Annotated in this window: 19 protein-coding genes and 2 pseudogenes; 10 read left to right on the forward strand and 11 right to left on the reverse strand. The window is 70.2% G+C overall.

Annotated elements, in window-relative coordinates; all coding sequences use genetic code 11:
* The first annotated feature begins 749 nt into the window (after positions 1-749).
* The 5 genes and pseudogenes from ACFYZZ_RS04060 (at position 750) to ACFYZZ_RS04080 (ending at position 4,354) form a co-directional block, all read left to right on the forward strand.
* Positions 750-1,652 carry an IS110 family transposase gene (locus ACFYZZ_RS04060; RefSeq protein WP_389171242.1) on the forward strand — a complete coding sequence of 301 codons (903 nt, stop codon included), beginning with the start codon at positions 750-752 and terminating at the stop codon, positions 1,650-1,652.
* 411 nt (positions 1,653-2,063) lie between these two features.
* Positions 2,064-2,321, forward strand: a pseudogene (locus ACFYZZ_RS04065) (CorA family divalent cation transporter); the annotation flags it as partial.
* A 193-nt stretch (positions 2,322-2,514) separates the two neighbouring features.
* Positions 2,515-3,060 (forward strand): DUF5994 family protein, encoded by a 546-nt coding sequence (locus ACFYZZ_RS04070; protein WP_389171244.1) that lies wholly within the window; start codon positions 2,515-2,517, stop codon positions 3,058-3,060.
* Positions 3,061-3,311: 251 nt separating this feature from the next.
* On the forward strand, positions 3,312-3,584 hold the full coding sequence (locus ACFYZZ_RS04075) for a hypothetical protein (RefSeq protein ID WP_389172006.1): 273 nt from the start codon (positions 3,312-3,314) through the stop codon (positions 3,582-3,584).
* Between the two features lie 284 nt (positions 3,585-3,868).
* On the forward strand, positions 3,869-4,354 hold the full coding sequence (locus ACFYZZ_RS04080) for a DUF5994 family protein (RefSeq protein WP_389171245.1): 486 nt from the start codon (positions 3,869-3,871) through the stop codon (positions 4,352-4,354).
* A gap of 38 nt (positions 4,355-4,392) precedes the next feature.
* Here the strand turns inward: ACFYZZ_RS04080 and ACFYZZ_RS04085 are convergent, their stop codons facing one another.
* The 3 genes from ACFYZZ_RS04085 to ACFYZZ_RS04095 all read right to left on the reverse strand — a co-directional run bounded on the left by ACFYZZ_RS04085 (position 4,393) and on the right by ACFYZZ_RS04095 (position 7,372).
* Positions 4,393-5,661, reverse strand: a complete 1,269-nt coding sequence (locus ACFYZZ_RS04085) for an ATP-binding protein (RefSeq protein ID WP_389171248.1) — start codon at positions 5,659-5,661, stop codon at positions 4,393-4,395.
* 154 nt (positions 5,662-5,815) lie between these two features.
* Positions 5,816-6,667: a slipin family protein gene (locus ACFYZZ_RS04090; protein WP_389171251.1), complete on the reverse strand. Its 852-nt coding sequence runs from the start codon at positions 6,665-6,667 to the stop codon at positions 5,816-5,818.
* Positions 6,668-6,790: 123 nt separating this feature from the next.
* Positions 6,791-7,372, reverse strand: coding sequence for a DUF5994 family protein (locus tag ACFYZZ_RS04095; protein WP_389171254.1), 582 nt, complete (start codon positions 7,370-7,372; stop codon positions 6,791-6,793).
* Positions 7,373-7,833: 461 nt separating this feature from the next.
* On the opposite strand from ACFYZZ_RS04095, the gene ACFYZZ_RS04100 reads away from it, so the two are divergent.
* Both ACFYZZ_RS04100 and ACFYZZ_RS04105 read left to right on the forward strand, forming a co-directional pair.
* Positions 7,834-8,436: a DUF5994 family protein gene (locus ACFYZZ_RS04100; RefSeq protein WP_389171257.1), complete on the forward strand. Its 603-nt coding sequence runs from the start codon at positions 7,834-7,836 to the stop codon at positions 8,434-8,436.
* Positions 8,437-8,441: 5 nt separating this feature from the next.
* A complete protein-coding gene (locus tag ACFYZZ_RS04105) occupies positions 8,442-8,603 on the forward strand; it encodes a hypothetical protein (RefSeq protein WP_389171259.1) in 162 nt (53 codons plus the stop codon).
* Positions 8,604-8,719: 116 nt separating this feature from the next.
* On the opposite strand, the pseudogene ACFYZZ_RS04110 reads toward ACFYZZ_RS04105, so the two are convergent.
* The 7 genes and pseudogenes from ACFYZZ_RS04110 to ACFYZZ_RS04140 all read right to left on the reverse strand — a co-directional run bounded on the left by ACFYZZ_RS04110 (position 8,720) and on the right by ACFYZZ_RS04140 (position 12,656).
* A pseudogene (locus ACFYZZ_RS04110) lies at positions 8,720-9,586 on the reverse strand (PP2C family protein-serine/threonine phosphatase).
* Positions 9,587-9,891: 305 nt separating this feature from the next.
* Positions 9,892-10,047: a DUF6131 family protein gene (locus ACFYZZ_RS04115; RefSeq protein WP_099054839.1), complete on the reverse strand. Its 156-nt coding sequence runs from the start codon at positions 10,045-10,047 to the stop codon at positions 9,892-9,894.
* An 85-nt stretch (positions 10,048-10,132) separates the two neighbouring features.
* A complete protein-coding gene (locus tag ACFYZZ_RS04120; RefSeq protein ID WP_389171261.1) occupies positions 10,133-10,741 on the reverse strand; it encodes an alkaline shock response membrane anchor protein AmaP in 609 nt (202 codons plus the stop codon).
* A 28-nt stretch (positions 10,742-10,769) separates the two neighbouring features.
* Positions 10,770-11,396 carry a DUF6286 domain-containing protein gene (locus tag ACFYZZ_RS04125; RefSeq protein ID WP_389171264.1) on the reverse strand — a complete coding sequence of 209 codons (627 nt, stop codon included), beginning with the start codon at positions 11,394-11,396 and terminating at the stop codon, positions 10,770-10,772.
* Between the two features lie 112 nt (positions 11,397-11,508).
* The gene (locus ACFYZZ_RS04130; protein ID WP_389171266.1) at positions 11,509-11,916 is read right to left on the reverse strand and encodes an Asp23/Gls24 family envelope stress response protein; all 408 of its coding nucleotides are present in this window, start codon (positions 11,914-11,916) and stop codon (positions 11,509-11,511) included.
* Positions 11,913-12,080: a hypothetical protein gene (locus ACFYZZ_RS04135; RefSeq protein WP_389171268.1), complete on the reverse strand. Its 168-nt coding sequence runs from the start codon at positions 12,078-12,080 to the stop codon at positions 11,913-11,915. Before ACFYZZ_RS04135 ends, ACFYZZ_RS04130 begins: the two co-directional genes overlap by 4 nt.
* An 84-nt stretch (positions 12,081-12,164) precedes the next feature.
* A complete protein-coding gene (locus ACFYZZ_RS04140; RefSeq protein ID WP_389171271.1) occupies positions 12,165-12,656 on the reverse strand; it encodes an Asp23/Gls24 family envelope stress response protein in 492 nt (163 codons plus the stop codon).
* A gap of 155 nt (positions 12,657-12,811) precedes the next feature.
* Here ACFYZZ_RS04140 and ACFYZZ_RS04145 point away from each other — a divergent pair, with 155 nt between their 5' ends.
* Genes ACFYZZ_RS04145 through ACFYZZ_RS04155 form a run of 3 tightly spaced genes read left to right on the forward strand, consistent with a single transcriptional unit; the run spans position 12,812 to position 14,414 of the window.
* Positions 12,812-13,387, forward strand: coding sequence for an RNA polymerase sigma factor (locus ACFYZZ_RS04145; RefSeq protein ID WP_389171273.1), 576 nt, complete (start codon positions 12,812-12,814; stop codon positions 13,385-13,387).
* On the forward strand, positions 13,378-14,049 hold the full coding sequence (locus ACFYZZ_RS04150; protein ID WP_389171275.1) for a hypothetical protein: 672 nt from the start codon (positions 13,378-13,380) through the stop codon (positions 14,047-14,049). Before ACFYZZ_RS04145 ends, ACFYZZ_RS04150 begins: the two co-directional genes overlap by 10 nt.
* Positions 14,046-14,414, forward strand: coding sequence for a hypothetical protein (locus tag ACFYZZ_RS04155; protein ID WP_389171278.1), 369 nt, complete (start codon positions 14,046-14,048; stop codon positions 14,412-14,414). The genes ACFYZZ_RS04150 and ACFYZZ_RS04155 overlap by 4 nt, the downstream gene beginning before the upstream one ends.
* Before the next feature lie 99 nt (positions 14,415-14,513).
* Here ACFYZZ_RS04155 and ACFYZZ_RS04160 read toward each other — a convergent pair whose 3' ends face one another.
* Positions 14,514-15,755, reverse strand: a complete 1,242-nt coding sequence (locus ACFYZZ_RS04160) for a PP2C family protein-serine/threonine phosphatase (protein ID WP_389171281.1) — start codon at positions 15,753-15,755, stop codon at positions 14,514-14,516.
* Positions 15,756-16,039 lie beyond the last annotated feature (284 nt).

Here is a 16,039-nt window from a genome sequence, read left to right on the forward strand (position 1 = left end):
GAGCCGGCTGATGTGGCTGCAAGCCGGATAGACAGAGAACACCAGGTGGGTGCTGTCCTACGGTGGGGTCTGACTCCTGAGATCGCCGGTCCAGTGGAGCCTTCCTTTCAGCGCGGTCCGTGGAAGTGCGGGCAGGCCGGACCGTGACGCTCGTTTGACGCTCCGAGAGATGGTCGATGGAGGGCGACCGTAAGGCGGCCCAGACGGCTGTCCGCCATTGCCGGTCACGAGTGGGCGGGGAGTCAACGCATTCTCAGCCTGCTCCGGCCAGGTTGGGCATTGGTTCGGGCGAAGCCATCCGGCTGTGGTCGGGACGTGCCGATGCGCCGGGATCGATGGGACGGTTGCGCGATGCCGTCCCGGACGGGGGTCTGACTCTTGAGATCTTTGATCGAAGTGTCCAGTCACAGGCTTGTCGACCGTCGTTGCGGGATGGCTTCTGCTGTCACCGAGCCACAGGGCGTGTCCCAATAGGGGCCTTGCCGAGTTCCAGGCGCCATCACGGTTCAGACCGCCCGAGCGGGCCGGTGCCATCCACCCAGCACGTCACCACGTGGGAGGCGAACCACCATGACGACCAGAGAGCGCAGTACCTCTTCCAGCATGGATCCGCCCAATCGGGGTGAGGTCGTCCTGGGTGTGGACACGCACGGCGAGGTTCACGTCGCCGCCGTGGTCTCCCCGCTGGGGAAGGTCCTGAGCACAGAGTCCTTTCCAGCGACGGCCGTTGGCTACCGTCGGCTGCTCGTGTGGGCCCGCAAGCGGGGGCGGTGCGCCGGGCCGGTGTGGAGGGCACCGGTACCTTCGGCGCGGGCCTGTCCCGCTACCTGCTGACCCAGCAGATCCAGGTGTTCGAAGTGAACCGGCCCGACCGCACGGCCCGCCGTCTGCTCGGCAAGTCGGACCCGCTCGATGCGCAGGCCGCCGCGCGAGCCGTGCTCAGCGGTCGCACCCGGGCCCAGGCCAAATCCGGCGACGGACCCGTGCACAGCGCCCGGATCTTCAAACTCGCCAAGGATTCCGCGGTCAAGGCTCGCACCCAGGCGATCAACCAGCTCAAGGCCGTCCTAGTGATCGCCGATCCCGTCCTGCGGGAACGGCTGTCCAGCCTGGGCAATGCCGAGCTGTTCCGCACCTGCGCGGCCCTCAGCCCACCCGACGGTGGGGGAGACGAGGACGCGGTGGCCCAGGCCACCCAAATGACATTACGCATGCTTGCCGAACGCATTGAGCAGCTCACTGGACAGATTAATGAGCTGAACCAGCGACTGACCCAGCTCATCGAACGCCACGCGCCGCAACTGCTCGTACCGGTGGGCATCGGCCCGGACAGTGCCGTCACCCTGCTGATCACCATGGGGGACAACCCCGAGCGGCTGAACACTGAGGCGTCCTTTGCTGCCCTTTGCGGAGTCAGCCCCATCGAGTACTCCTCCGGCCGGCGGCGCACGCGTCGACTCAACTACGGCGGCGACCGCCAGGCCAACGCCGCCCTGCACCGCATCGTGTTCACCCGCCTGCGCCACGACCCGCGCACCCAGGCGTACTACGAACGCCGCACCCAGGAGGGCAAGACCCGACGCGAGATCATCCGATGCCTCAAGCGATATGCCGCCAGAGACAGACCGGTTTCCCGCGCCCCCGCGTTATAGGGGCGTCTACGGGGTTGGTGACACGCGTGTGATGGCTCGTGACATGTGAGGAACCTCCGTCGGCTTGCTCAGGCGGGGGTTCTGCGCAGACGGGGACCGAGTCGGCACGCTGATGGCAGGCGAGCCACGGGCATGCGCGCATGGTCTCGTCCCGCGGGTTCCAGGAAGGCAACGGTACCGCGAGACGAGGGTGCTCTTCAGGCGGACGAACGCGATCGCCATGCCGGGCGGGAGGACGAGGAATACTGCGGTCATATGGGTCGCGATATGCCCGTAGAGCAGCGCGCCGCCCAGGGGCGATTCTTCAGGGCGCGGTTGCCCAGTGCCCGCGCGCTGGAGACGTGAGGCTTGTGGTGGCGGGTGTGTTTGTCCTGCCACCAGCCGCCGGCGTAGGCGACGGCCACGGCCACGGAATCACTGCGGGACCTGGTGGCCTCGGTCATGGAGACGAACCTCTCGGTCCAGGCCAACAGCATGAACCTGATCATGAAGAAGGTGACGAGTTGGGCCGCGATCATCGCCGTACCCACCGCGATCACCGGATACTACGGCCAGAACCTCCCCTACCCCGGTTTCGGCCGCGAGTCCGGATTCATCACCTCGGCAGCCGTCATCGTGGTCCTGTCCGCCGTGCTGCATTTGACGTTCAAGGGCAAGGACTGGCTCTGACAAGGTGCGCCTCGGGTACCCGGGATCAGGTCCCGAAGGCTGGAAAATGCCAGGTCATCCGCGGCCTCTTGGGTCAGCGGGCGGAGTAGTGTGGAGGCACCGGGAGTTCTTCGCGCACCGGCTCCGCTGCGGGTGCCGTTTCCGGCGATCGACAACGCCGGGCCGCTCACGAGCCCGGGGGCAGGTTCGCGCCATGTCCGTGAGCATCGACCGTACGACATCGAGCAGGCGCGCGTTGCTGCCCGCTCGCCTGTCCCTGACGCCCGCGCCGGGCGGGCTGGACGGCACGTGGTGGCCTCGCTCCCGTGCCCTCACCCGTGAGCTGCCCCCCTTGACAGCCGCCCTGGGTGATCTCTGGGGCCGCATCACAGGTATCGCGGTGAACCCTGCCCACTGGCCCGTCATCCCGTGTCGGGTGTCCGTCGCCGGGCGCACGGTGCACGTGGGCTGGTCCACCGAGGAGCAGGATCCGCACAGACTGACCTTCTTCTCCGCTGATGGCCGCCGGGATGTGCTGGTGATTCCGCCGGAAACCGGTGCGGATGCCGCTGCGCAGCTGATGGCGGGCGACGGCATCGATGCCCCGGCCCGGGAGGAAGCAGCAGACAGGATCGGCGCCCGGATCAGGGAAGAAGCGTGGGAGACCGACGGCGGAGCAGGTCGGGCCGTCGTGCCTGCCCCGGCACATCGGTTCGGCAGGGCCTTCGCCGGCCGGTCGACGGAGGTGAGAGAACCATGACTGTCATCGCCGTGGCCGCGCTGCTCCTTCTGATCGCTGTCGGAGTCGTTCTGATCCACCGGCTCAACACTCAGCACGACGAACGGATCGCTGCCTTCCACTACAGCGATGTTCTGCCGGGGGTCGGGCGTCGGCCCCGGAGGCACCGGCGGTCGGCGGTGGACGCGACCGTCCCGACGCGCCCCACCGCGACGGCGACCGCGGATGACATCGACTTCGGCCCGGCCGTGGGCAGTAGAGGAAGGCGCGTCATGGCGATATTGCGAGACCGGAAGACGTACCGCGAGAGGATCATGCAGGCTCTGTACCAAGCCGCCGAAGGCAATCGCCTCCTGGGCGTCGATGGGGCGAAGCTCCGTGACGACCTCGGTATCCCTGAGCAGGACATGGCCGCTGCCTGTATGTACCTGGCGGGCGAAGGCTGGGTCGTCGTGGACTGGGCGAGAGGCAACACGCCCGCGATGATCACGCTGACGCACCAGGGGATCCGGCAGATGGAGACGGAAGAGGAAGGGCGTGGCTGAGCCGCCGCGTCGGTTTCTCGGACCGAAGTGAACCTTCGCAAGGATTGCTGATGTCGGATTGATCCCTTTGGCGTAGTGTGGAAAGCGGGTCGGCGCACGCTCACGTGCAATGACCCGGAAGGGCGGCTCCGGCGCGTATGCGCCGGAGCCGTTGCCTGTTTCCGTAACCGCGCTCTGCGGCGAAGCGCTCGCGCGAGTGTCGTGCGGAGTACCGTGAGGGGGCAGGGCCGTATCGCGGTCGCACGCCCTGCGGTCGCACTGCTCTCCACGGACGGGCGGACACCATGGCCGACTCCGACACCCCCGACCTCCCCAGGCTCCTGCCGGACGCCGTCCACCGGTCGGTGAAACCCGGGACGGCCCTGCTGAGGCTGGAGACGACACACACACGCGAGGGAATCCTGGACGGCGCATGGTGGCCGCGGTCCCAGGACATCGGCGCCGAGCTCCCCTCGCTGATCTCCGCGTTGACCGAGCACCTCGGACCTGTCACCCGGGTCGGTCTGGACGGCAGCGCCTGGGACGAACTGCCGACCCGGGTGATGGTCGACGACCGAGTCGTCCACATCGATTCCTTCCCGGTCGGTGACGACACCGTCCTCATCACCCGCGGCGACCGGGACCATTTCTCCCTGATGCTGGTCCCTCCGGACACGTCGCCCGACGCGGCACGCGCCGCGATGGCCAGGGCCGTACGGGCCGACAACGTCACCGAGGCCAAACAGATCCTCATCGATACGGGCGGCGGCATGCCTCCTACGCCGGCCTGACACGTCCGTCGCAGATCGACTCCCCGTCAGCCTGGACGCTAGACGCGGGCGAACTTCTCCGTTTGCTGGGCGAATTCCTGGGCCATGGCGGCGCTGACCGTGGGCTTGGTGTCGCGGATCGTGTCCAGATAGTCGTCCGTGGTGGGGGCGGCCCGGGTTCCGGTGTCGAAGGTGCGCTCGAACTGGGCCTGGGAGACGGTGCGCGCCGCGTGGGCGATGTCGGCGGGGGTGAACCCCTCGCTGGCGGACGCGAGTACCGTGCTGTCGGCCCGCGCGCCCGCTCGGGCCAGGTAGCTCTCCCACAGTGCGGTCCTGGCGGTGTGGTCGGGAGGGCCGATCGGCAGCACGTAGTCGAAGCGGCCGTGCCGCAGGAACGCGGAGTCGAGCGTGGTCACGTTGTTCGTGGCGCAGACGAGCAGCCGTCCGTCCCGGCTTCGGAACCGGACGATCGCCTTGAGCAGTTCGTTGACGACGCCGACAGCGGTCGCGTCCGCGCCGCCGCGTTCGCCGGCGATCTCCTCGACCTCGTCGATGAAGACGAGGACGTGGTCGAGCCGGGCGATCTCGTCGAAGCGCCGGTTCAGCCCGGTCGCCAGGCCGTACTCGGCGGCCAGACGGGCGGGGAACAGTTCGAGGAAGGGCCATCCCAGGCGGCTGGCGATCGCGTGCGCGAACGTGCTCTTGCCGGTCCCGGGCGGGCCGAACAGCATCACCGCCCGTGGCAGTTCCACTCCGTGCTGGGCGGCCAGTTCGGGGTGGGCCAGCGGCAGGACCAGGCGCCGCTCGATGAGCTGCTTCTCCCGTTGCATGCCCGCGACCTTCTGCCACAGTCCCCCTGGCGGCAGCTCCGCTCCGAGCGAGGACAGCGTGCCGGCCGACTGCGGGGTCACCGGCCCGCGCTTTTCGAAGAAGACCAGCCCGGGGCGGGCGCCGAAGTCGCAGTTGCGCAGGGCGGTGGCACCGGTCTCGCCCTCGGGCAGGACGGCGTGCACCGCTCGGACGCCGACGGCGAAGAGCCGTTGCTCAAGGGCGGTGATCAGGGCACTGCCCAACCCCCGCTGTCGCCAGCCGGGCGCCATGCAGATGCGAAGGACCCATGCCCGTTCGCCCTCCACCCTGCTCACCGCGGCGCCGATCAGCACGTCGTCGGCCGTGGCCACCACAGCCGGTTGGCGGGCCTGGAGGGCCGTCACGGCGTCCGAGAGCGGGAAGAGCGGCGGCTCCTCGGTCGTGCCGCTCTCCATGTCGACACGGATCAGCGCTTCGAGATCGTCCTGGGTGTAGTCCCTGACCCGCCAACCCGTCATGATCAGCTCCGCGTGTTCGGCCCTACTCCCATCATCAGCCGGTGCCCGGATGGACGCGCGCGACAGGCGTCGTTCACGAGTCCGCCCTGGTGGCACGGAACGCTCGCCCGCACCGCCACCGCGGTACGCGGTGGCGGTGCGGGCCGTAGTCGGGTCATGCTGCGGTGTCGGCCGGGCTGAGGGACTTGTCGGTTCGGCCGGTGCCGGCCGGTGGCGCTGCCGCGGCGGGTGCAGCGGCCGCGGTTTCCCGGGCGAGGAAGGAGCCGAGCTCGCCGATCGTGCTCATGAGGGGGGCCGGGAAGACGACGGTGGTGTTCTGGTCGACACCGATCTCCACCAGGCTCTGGAGATTGCGCAGTTGAAGCGCCAGGGGGTGGGCCATCATGGTGTCCGAGGCGTCGCCGAGCGCGGCTGCGGCCAGGGACTCGCCCTCCGCGTTGATGATCTTCGCTCGCTTCTCCCGCTCGGCCTCGGCCTGGCGGGCCATGGCGCGCTTCATGGTGTCGGGCAGCTGGATGTCCTTGAGTTCGACCAGCGTGACCTGAACACCCCAGTCGACGGTGGTGACGTCGAGGATCTGGCGGATGTCCAGGTTGATACGGTCCGTCTCCGAAAGCGTCTCGTCGAGCGTGTGCCGGCCGACGACCTTCCGCAGGGTCGTCTGGGCGATCTGGTTGATCGCCGCGTTGACGTTCTCCACGGCGACGACCGACTTCACGGCGTCGACGACCCGGAAGTAGGCGACCGCCGACACGTCCACGCTCACGTTGTCCCGGGTGATGATGCCCTGGGACTGGATCGGCATGGTGACGACCCGCAGCGACACCCGGTGCAGGACGTCGACGAACGGGATGATGAACCGCAGCCCCGGGGAGCGTGTTCCGACGAGTCGGCCGAAGCGGAACAGCACTCCCTTCTCGTACTGCTTGACGACCTTCACGGACAGGGCGAGGACCAGGACGGCCAGGAGGCCGATCACGACGATGAGAACGATCAGGGCTTGCATGTGCTGCTCCTCGGGACGAGGACCACGTGGGGCGGGGACCCGCCGGTCGAACCCCCTGCATGTGCCTGCGTCGGTTCGTGAGGCAGGGCCGAAACCCGGGAGGCACCGGTCGTGGCGGCTGTCTCACATGCCGATGATCAGGCGACTGGTGCGATCGGTCTGCGCCGGAACGGCCGCAGGGGCGGGGCCGTCCTCGTACTTCCCTGCCTCGTCCGGTTCGAGTGGCCGGTCGGCGGCGGAGACGGCATGCCGGGTCTCGTCCGCGGCGATGAGAGCACTTGCGGTCAGCGGTGGGCCGTCGTAGTCGGACGCGGCCGCCATCAGGCGGGCCGCCGACTCCGCCCCGGTCTCGGGTGGGATGACCAGCAGATCCCAGCGGCCGGTGCCGTAGGAAAGCAGCAGCAGCTTGTGCGGGTCGATCTCCGGGGTGAACCATCCGACCTTGACGACATGACCGCCCACGGGGATCTCGTGCGGGATGACCGGCCAGTACTTCGGGTTGACGGCGATGCGGGTGATGCGGCCCCACAGAGGGTCCAGCACATCGGTCAGTGCGGGCAGCTCGCTCAGCAGGTCCCGGGAGCGGGGCCACCAGGCACCGTCCAGGAGGCCGCGCGACGGGCCGTCGGTCTTCAGCGCGAGACGCGCGGCCGGGGCTGCGACGGGCTCGTGGTGTGGCAGGAGTTGGTGCAAGGTCGCCGACATGGTGCGGACCCGTCTCCGGGCCGCCTTCGCGGCGACCCGGGTTTCGTCTCTCGCCGAGAACGACCCGGCGTGGAAGCCGGTGTGCGAAATGCCCTCGGTGCTTCCACGGTACTCCGCACACGCCGGGGCGGTTGCGGAGACGCCGCCGCATTCCGTGAAACGGCTGTCGATACCGGCGCCAGTGGGCCGAGGGCGCCGGGGCACTTCGTATGCCGGCTCCCGGACCGGTCTCACGCCTGACGGCCCGCATGCCCTGGCCCAGCACTCCTTGGCTGTGTTATGTGGAAGGTGTTCCTCGTGTTCCGTTCAGCCCGTCGCTCCCCGTCAGTCCGCCGGGCGTCGGCGAGGAGTATCCTGGTGATTACCGAGAGCATCTCGTACACCGGCTTCCACGCCGGGTCGTTCTCGGCGATTCATGACAACCGGGCCGGCCGTGACCGGCCCGGGGTTGGGTCCGCGCCATGACCGCGACCATTCCGTTCACACCCGCAGTCGGAGGCCGGGCCCCTTCTTCGTCGCCGCTTCGACTCGCGCTGGCGCCGGCCGGCGCCCATCCGGCCCTGATCGACGGTGCCTGGTGGCCCCGTTCCCGCAACCTGACGGAGCAGCTCCCGGCGCTCGTCGAATGTCTCGACCCGCTGTGGGGGCGGATCACCCGGATAGCGGTGAGCCGCACGTTCTGGCCGGTCATCCCGGGAGAAGTGCCCGCGCACGGCCACATGGTGCGCGTCGGCTGGTCCAACGCCGGGCAAGACCCGCACAAGCTGTTGCTGCTGTCCTACACCTTCGGCCGCTGGGACCTGCTGGTGATCCCACCGGAGACGGAGCCGGCCACCGCGGCCCGGCTCATGGCCGCGGCCACCGACCCGTCGCGGAGCCTCACGGCGACCGGCCTGATCCATGAGGCCGAACGTTTCCGCGCTGCGGCAGAGGCAGCGGCCGACTCGGACTCGCTCCGGGAGGCGGTCTGGGACTCCGAAGGCGGACATGACGCCCGCCACCTCTCACGCACTCCTGACGGACCGGTCACCGGTCACGTGCCCACCGCGGCAGTAGGAGTGTGAGAGACATGGGCACCTTCGTGACGGTGAGTGTGCTCCTCGCGATGATCGTCTTTGGTGTGATCGTGATTCAGCTGTTCACCGCGAGCCACGATGATCGCATGCAGACCCTGGCCTGCGGCCGTTCCCGGCGGTGGCGGTTCTCGCCATGGCACCGCACGGAGAAGTGAACCCGCTCCAAGGAGGATCGCGGAGCCGACTCCGCCGGTAGGACGTTCGCAAACAGCGGCGGGAGTGGAACCTTCAGCGTGCCGTCGGCCGTGTCCATGGTGGTGCGGCTGTCGGCTCACTCCAGGAGGGCGAGGTGGTCCGTGGCGCTCCCGCGCCATTCGATCAGCAGGAGCGTCGCATCCTCCGTCGTGATCCCGCCCCGCGCCCGTTGCAGCGTGTGGGAGGGGGAGCGCGCCACCGTTCACCGACGGACAGATCGAGGAGCCTGATGTCGGCGGTAAGGAATTCGGTGAGGAGCAGCTCATCGGGTGGGTGAACCGCCTTGAGCTCGCGGCGCAGCAGATCCGGACGCCTGCCCGTGGCCGTGTTGAGCCGCATCATCTGAGCGGTCACGAAGTGGTCGGGGCCGAACTGCACGGCGACAGCCCGGTCCATGAACGCATAGATCTCCGACAGGCCGACGCTGATGCGCCGGGCATGCCGGTAGGCTCCGATGACCACCGTGGCCATCGTGGCGGCGTCCAGTCCGTGGCCCATCGCGTCGACCATGGCCACATGCGGGACATCGCCGTTGAGGGCGTAGTCGAAGCTGTCCCGGCCACGTCGTAGGCGGGTTCCAGCATCCCGGCCAGCTCGACCCGGGGCGTGGACATCGCCAGCGGTGGCAGCAGCGACCACTGGATCTCCGACGGCCATGACGGCCACATGGTCGGAGCAGGGGAAGGTAGACCCGCACACCGTCGGCCTGCGAAACCTCGACGGGACGCGCTTCCCGGAAGGCACGGCCGACGTCGGAGCCGTCGATCGGCTGCGGTTCCCCAGCCGCCAGCCCGTCACCCAGCAGGGGGACGAGCCACACCTGGCCGTAGTCCTGCAAGAAGAGCGAGGTCTCGCGGCCGTCGAGCCTGCCGATCTGTCGTGCGACGAGCGGACCGAGCTGGTGCGGCGGCAACTCGTGCCCCTGGTCCAGCAGGACTCCCAGAAACTCCTCCCCGAAGCGCTCCGACCGGTCGGAGCCTTCCCGGGGCTCTGCCGCTCACCGCCCGTCATAGCCGTGGCCCGGGCGGACGTTCTGGCGGATCTTGCGCTCGTGCGGCGAGGACCGGCACAACGGCCACCGGGCGCGCCGCGTCCGGGCCGCGGCGGCTGGTCGGCACCGGCGGCAGCCTCGGCCGGATCGACCTCTCCGCCGCCGTCGTCCGCCGCCGCAAACGTCTTGGTGGGGTCCGCGCCGTCTGCCGGCCTGCCCGCAGCCTGGATCACTGCCCTGCAGGGCAACGATCCCGGCTACCAGTAGTGGCGTCGACCGGCGACAGCGTGTCCCATCGCGCCGAGGATCCACAGGATGGCTCCGACGACCAGCAGGATGATCCCGATGGTCCACAGGATGGACAGGCCGGTGAGGAAGCCGACGACGAGCAGAATGACGCCCAGGATGATCATGATCTCTCCTTCGGGGAGTGGTGCCGGCGCGCCCGCCAACTGCTATGGGTCGCAAGGGCGTCGGCGGGAAAGGCCGACCTTCTCCTTACTCCACGCGGTGTGGTCCGTGGCGGCTGACCTGTAGGCGGACCTCGGTGGGCATGTCGATGAGGCCGGTGGACCGACGCGCGGTGCTGAGCGGGCCTTCGCACAGGGCACCGAGAGTGGCGCCGGGCGTGCCCTCGGGGGTGAGGGTGAGCTTGATGCGGGTGCGGTGGTGGGCCGGCCGGCCGGTGATGAGTACGGCCGCATGGCCCACCCCTGGCAGGGCACCGGCTTCGTTCGCGATCGCGTCACTGAGTGCGCGGTCGCGCAGTTCGACGCCTTCCTGCGGGGGTGTGCCGCCGACGGGCAGGGAGCCGGGGCGGCGTCGGCTCAGCTGGGCGAGCAGCCACCACAGGGCGAGCAGGGCGGTAAGGGCGAGGGCGGCGATGACCGCGGGCCACCACCACCAGCCCTGGCTGCTCCAGCGTGCCCGGTCGGCGGAGCCGAGCAGGACGTCGGCCGGGGTGGTCAGGGGCCAGCCGGCGGGCGGGGCCAGATCGTGCCGCCGGTAGAGGTCGAGTCCGGCGAAGAGGATGAGCAGTCCGCCGCCGAGGAGGACCAGTCCGGCGAGGGCCAGCAGACTGCGGTTGAGCGCGGATCGCGGCGTCATGGCGGGCTCCGGTGCTGCGGGTCTTGTGTCAGTGGGTGCGTCGCCGCACCCGTACGGCGATGCGGGGAGGACGGGCGAGGGCCAGCCGGTCGCGTTCCTCGTCGAGGACGGCGGTGAGGTCGTCCTTCACCTGTCGGGGGTCGCGGAAGCGGACGTCCGCGCGGACTTTGATGCGGTGGCGGCCCACCAGGACGTGCGCCGCGCCGACTCCGGGGACCCGCATGGCGGCGTCGCGCAGCAGGACGGCGGCGCCGTCGCGGTCCACAAAGGCCCGCAATCGCGGGCAGCCGGCGGGTGAGCGCAGGGGCAGCCAACGGCGCTGACCAGGGGTGAGGGCCAGGACGATCAACCAGACGCCGATGGCGGCGGCCACGGCGGCCCCCGTCAGCATCCACACGTCGTCCACCGGCCGGGTGGCCAGTTCGTCGGCCAGGTTCCGTCGCCAGGCGGCCGCCGGGCGTCCCGCCCGTACGGCGATGACGTCGACGAGCGTCGCGACCGCGGCCACGAGGATCACCGCGGCGACCGCCGCCGCCGTGATGCGGCGCGCGGACCACTTGCGACGGGTTCGGTGCCCTCCGTCGCGCTCACCGGCCGTGAGGTCCGAGGCGGACGCGTCGCGTTCGGGCGGGTCGGGCTCCTTCGTCAGCGGCACTGCGGCACGGTGCGTGGACGACGCGGAGCCGCGGCCCGGAGGACGTGGATCGGATGTCATCGCGATCACCTTTCCTCCACGGCGTGCCCGGTGACCCGGGCCGTGTGGCCGCTCACCGGACCCGCCCCCGGCTCGAGTCGGCGGCGGTCACCAGCCGCCGGACGGTGAGGAGGACCTCTCCCACCCGCAGCCCGGTCAGCTGGGCGACACGTTCGGCGACGTCCTGCTGGATCCGCTCGCAGACACGGGGGATGTCGGTGGGGTAGGGCAGGTCCATGGCCAGATGCAGGCGCACCGATCCGGTACGGACGGCGGCGGAGGCGTGGGGTGCCGCAGGTCCGCCCCGATCGGGCGGTACGGCGGCGCGCCGCGACTGCGCCGCGCGCGCGGCCTGCGCGGCGATACGGGCGACCACCCTGTCCGGGATGACGGTGGCGCCCCGCTCGGCCGGGGGCGGCAGCCCGGCGGCCGGCGCCGGCGGGCCCGACCCCTCGCCGGGGGAACCGGGCCGGGTCTTCACCGCTGCCTCCGTGTCCGCAGGTCGAGGTCGCCCTGTACGGCGAGGCCGACGATCAGCCCCGCCGCGCCCAGGACCAGCACCAGCAGAAATGCCCAGAAGCCGCCGAAGTAGCCGGCGAAGCCGAGGGCCATACCGGCCGCGAGTCCCGTCGTTGCTGTGTTCATCTTGCACTCACCCATCTCGCGAGCGTCCCTCTCGCCGTGATCATCCGCTCATGCCCGAGGACACGGCGGTGGTCCCGACAGCGGTCACCTCACGCGGCCCTCGTCCGGTTCGGTCTGATCCTCCTCGTCGTCGGGCAGGTGGACGTCGTCGACGGCGATGTTCACCTCGACGACCTCCAGGCCCGTCATCCGCTCCACGGCGCTGATGACATTGGTGCGTACGCCGCCCGCGACGTCGACGATGGAGACGCCGTACTCGACGACGACGTCCAGGTCCACCGCGGCCTGCCGTTCCCCGACCTCGACCTTGACGCCGCGGGTGACCGCTCCGCCTCCGCCTGCGCCGGGGACGCGTTCCCGCATGGCGCCGAAGGCGCGGGCCATCCCCGCGCCCAGGCTGTGGATGCCTGGTACCTCGCGGGCGGCCATGCCCGCGATCTTGGCCACCACAGCGTCCGCGATGGTGGTCTTGCCCCGTGTCTCGGCCGGAGCCCCGGCCCCGGTGCGGCCCTTGAGCGCGCTCATGCCTGTTTCGGGCCGGCTGCCCCCGCCGACGCTGGTGATGTTGTCCGTCATGGCGGTCGCCTCGATCGGTCGGCCGGACACCGGAATGGTGCCCGTCGAAAGTTGGATGCATCGGGCGGCGTGTTCCTCACGCGCCTGACGTGTGACATGCATCACACCTCTATTTCAGGGGTACACGCACGCTCCAAGGCCTGCGTGGGAGCGCCATGATCGAACGCACTGCTTCCCCACGACGGGGATGCGACCTGCCCGACCGCCTGCTGGCCGTACGGGCGGCCGAGGGGGACGAGGACTCCTTCGCCGTTCTCGTCCAGCGGCACAGCCGGTCCCTCCTGACCCTGGCCCGCTGCATGCTGGGCAATCCTCAGGACGCCGAAGAGGCCGTTCAGGACGCCTTCATCAGTGCCTGGCGCCATCTGCCGGAATACCGCCACAGGGGGGAGTTCCACACCTGGATGTACCGGATCACCGTCAACCGCTGTCAGACCATGCGCCACCGCCGACCGCCGCCCCTCCCCCTGGACACCGTCGCCGAACCCACGGCGGGCGACGCGTGGAGCCAGCCCGCCCGGACCGCCGAGCAGCACGCGGCCACGGCCGCCCTGTCCCGCGCACTCGCCGAGCTGGACGCCGGACAGCGGGTCTGCTGGATCCTGCGGGAGGTGCAGGGCCTGCCCTACAAGGAGATAGCGCACGTGACGCGTACCGGCGAGCAGACGGTACGCGGCAGACTGTTCAGGGCACGCCGATCCCTGCAGGAGGCGATGGGCCCATGGCGCTAGACGACCCGCACACGCGGCCTCCCGAACCGCCCGGAGCCGACGGGCCCCGCAACGGCTCAGCCGCCGCCGACGTGCCCCCGTTCGCAGGCGATGAGGTACTGCCCTGCGGCCGCCTGCTCAGCCGGGTCTGGGAACAGGCGCAGGACGCACCGCCGGCCGCGGACCCGCACCCGGTGTCCTGTCCTCACTGCCGAGAGGCCGTCGAGGGACTGGCCACGGTGAACGCGGCCGCCCGGGCGCTGCGCGACGAGGACCCTCCGGGCCTGCACGCACTCGCGGACCGGGTCATGGACGTCGTCAGGGCAGAGGTCCGGTTCGGGCGGCTACTGCCCCTGGCCGACCCCGACCGGGACCTACGGATCGCCGAGAGCGCCGCGGCGAGGGTGCTGAGGCAGGCCGCGGACACGGTCCCCGGTGCCAGGGCCGCGACCTGCCGGCTCGTACCCGAGGGCAACGGCACCGACGTGCGGGTGACCATGACCCTGGCCGCCGCCCTCGACCGCCCGCTGCCCGGCCGGGTCCACCAGGTACGCCGATCGGTCCTCCACTCGGCCGGACAGGACCTGGGGCTCACGGTGACAGCCGTCGACATCACCGTGGTCGACGTACTGGAGCCGGGGCCGACCCTCGGCCCCCGCCTCCCGACGGGCGGTGGCACATGACGACCGCCACCGGCACCACCGCGCTCCTCGGCGTCGCGGCCGAGGCGGCCCTCGCGGTCCCGGGCGTGGCCGCCCTGCAACCCCGCCTCGCCCGACGCCTCGCGGCAGCCGCGGCGCCCACCCGGGCGGACACCACGCTGCCCGAGGCCGGCATCCGCGCCGACCGGGCGCCGGACGGTTCGGGATGGCACATCGAGGTGCGCTGCGTCCTGACGGAGGGCCGGCGGGCGCTGGACATCGCCCGAAACGTCCATGACCAGGTGACAGCCGCCCTCATCACCCACCTCGCCACCCACGGTGCCGCGGAGCCGGTCACCGTCGCGGTAACGGTGACCGGTATTGCCGCCTGGCACGACGCCGCATGAGCGGCGGCGCGGGCACAGGCCCCGCGAACAGTCGCTCCACCAGCGGGGGCTCACCCGTGTACCGAGCATGATCCCTACGACCGGGAGCTGACTGCCGGCTCACTCCAGGATGGCGAGGTGGTCCGCGGCGCCCCCGCGCCATTCGATCAGGAAGAGCGTCGCGTCGTCGCTGGTGCGGCCGCCGCGTTGCTGCTTCAGAGCGTGGGAGAGAGCGCGCACCACCGCGCGTACTCCCTTCTCTGTGCGTTCGACGCGGTTGACCCAGTGGATGAGTTGCTCCTCGCCGAACTGCTCTTCACCGGCTTCGTGTTCCTCGATCAGGCCGTCGGTGAAGCACAGCACCCGGTCGCCGTGTTGGAGCGTCTGCTCGCTGATCCGGGGTTCTTCACCGCCGAAGCCGACCGGCAGGGTGGTCGGGCCTGTCAGTTGCCGCACGACCTGGTGGTTGCGGATCAGCAACGGTGCGGGGTGGCCCGCGTTGACCCACTGCAGGTGGCCCGTTGCGATGTTCAGGCGCATCATCTGCGCGGTGACGAAGTGGTCGGGCCCGAACTGGTCGGAGATGGCCCGGTCCATGAACGCGTAGATCTCGGACAGTCCGATTTCGGCACGTCTGGCGTGCCGGTAGGCCCCGACGGCGACGGTCGCCATCGTGGCGGCGTCCAGGCCGTGGCCCATCGCATCGACGATGGCCAGGTGCAGGATGTTCTCGTTGAGGGCGTAGTCGAAGCTGTCGCCTGCGACGCTGTAGGCGGGCTCCAGGATTCCGGCTACCGCTGCCTGCGGGACGGACATCGCCAGCGGCGGCAGCAGAGACCACTGGATCTCGGCGGCCACACTCATCGGTTCGCGGCGCCGGGCGAGGAAGAACTGGTCGGTGTAGCTGTGCTTGGTGACCAGCATGTCGGCGACCAGGCCGGCGAGCCTGCGCAGTAGCCGCCGGTCGTCGTCATCGACGGTGTCCAGGGTGAGGCCCATCACTCCCACCTGGTCGCTGCCGTCCAGCAGCGGTAGGTACATCCGGACGCCGTCGGGCTGCGGCACCTCGACAGTGGTCGCCTGCAGGAAGGCGGTGCCGGCGGGAGAGTCACCGATCGGCTCGGGCTCGCCGACCATCAGCCGCCGACCCGGCAGGGGCACCAGCACCAGCTGGCCGTAGTCCTGCAGCAGGATCGAGACGTCGCGGCCACCGACCCTGGCCACCTCTTCCGCGATCAGCGGGGCGATCAGTTGCGGCGGCATCTCGTGTGCCCGGTCCAGCAGCACCCCCAGCAGCCGCTCACCGAACCCTTCCGAACGGTCCGTCATGCCGTTGTCCGGTCGCCGCTCACCTTGTGCCATCGCCGCGCCCTTGCATCGGAGTCCTCATACTCCCGGTCACCGTGTCCCTGCTCACCTCGTGCCGCGGATCCAGCGTCCGCCCCGACACGCTCGGGGCCATCCGGCGGTCGTGGCTGATCCGCTCGACCCTCTCACGCGATCCGTACACGTGGCTCCTGACACGACCGTGATCAACCCTTCCAGAGTGACGCGACCGACCGACCCGAGGTGCCCATGACGCCACATGCGGCATGTCATACGGGCTGCTGCCAGAGCAGCGGTGGACGTGGTGTTCGGCGGGCTTT

It is taken from the genome of Streptomyces sp. NPDC001816, from assembly GCF_042892235.1.
Taxonomy (GTDB): Bacteria; Actinomycetota; Actinomycetes; order Streptomycetales; family Streptomycetaceae; genus Streptomyces.

Excerpts from the sequence above, each read along its gene's own strand:
- ACFYZZ_RS04070 (WP_389171244.1), top strand. The coding sequence starts at position 2,515 with ATGTCCGTGAGCATCGACCGTACGACATCGAGCAGGCGCGCGTTGCTG.
- ACFYZZ_RS04075 (WP_389172006.1), top strand. The coding sequence starts at position 3,312 with ATGGCGATATTGCGAGACCGGAAGACGTACCGCGAGAGGATCATGCAG.
- ACFYZZ_RS04080 (WP_389171245.1), top strand. The coding sequence starts at position 3,869 with ATGGCCGACTCCGACACCCCCGACCTCCCCAGGCTCCTGCCGGACGCC.
- ACFYZZ_RS04085 (WP_389171248.1), bottom strand. The coding sequence starts at position 5,661 with ATGACGGGTTGGCGGGTCAGGGACTACACCCAGGACGATCTCGAAGCG.
- ACFYZZ_RS04090 (WP_389171251.1), bottom strand. The coding sequence starts at position 6,667 with ATGCAAGCCCTGATCGTTCTCATCGTCGTGATCGGCCTCCTGGCCGTC.
- ACFYZZ_RS04095 (WP_389171254.1), bottom strand. The coding sequence starts at position 7,372 with ATGTCGGCGACCTTGCACCAACTCCTGCCACACCACGAGCCCGTCGCA.
- ACFYZZ_RS04100 (WP_389171257.1), top strand. The coding sequence starts at position 7,834 with ATGACCGCGACCATTCCGTTCACACCCGCAGTCGGAGGCCGGGCCCCT.
- ACFYZZ_RS04105 (WP_389171259.1), top strand. The coding sequence starts at position 8,442 with ATGGGCACCTTCGTGACGGTGAGTGTGCTCCTCGCGATGATCGTCTTT.
- ACFYZZ_RS04115 (WP_099054839.1), bottom strand. The coding sequence starts at position 10,047 with ATGATCATCCTGGGCGTCATTCTGCTCGTCGTCGGCTTCCTCACCGGC.
- ACFYZZ_RS04120 (WP_389171261.1), bottom strand. The coding sequence starts at position 10,741 with ATGACGCCGCGATCCGCGCTCAACCGCAGTCTGCTGGCCCTCGCCGGA.
- ACFYZZ_RS04135 (WP_389171268.1), bottom strand. The coding sequence starts at position 12,080 with ATGAACACAGCAACGACGGGACTCGCGGCCGGTATGGCCCTCGGCTTC.
- ACFYZZ_RS04140 (WP_389171271.1), bottom strand. The coding sequence starts at position 12,656 with ATGACGGACAACATCACCAGCGTCGGCGGGGGCAGCCGGCCCGAAACA.
- ACFYZZ_RS04145 (WP_389171273.1), top strand. The coding sequence starts at position 12,812 with ATGATCGAACGCACTGCTTCCCCACGACGGGGATGCGACCTGCCCGAC.
- ACFYZZ_RS04150 (WP_389171275.1), top strand. The coding sequence starts at position 13,378 with ATGGCGCTAGACGACCCGCACACGCGGCCTCCCGAACCGCCCGGAGCC.
- ACFYZZ_RS04155 (WP_389171278.1), top strand. The coding sequence starts at position 14,046 with ATGACGACCGCCACCGGCACCACCGCGCTCCTCGGCGTCGCGGCCGAG.
- ACFYZZ_RS04160 (WP_389171281.1), bottom strand. The coding sequence starts at position 15,755 with ATGGCACAAGGTGAGCGGCGACCGGACAACGGCATGACGGACCGTTCG.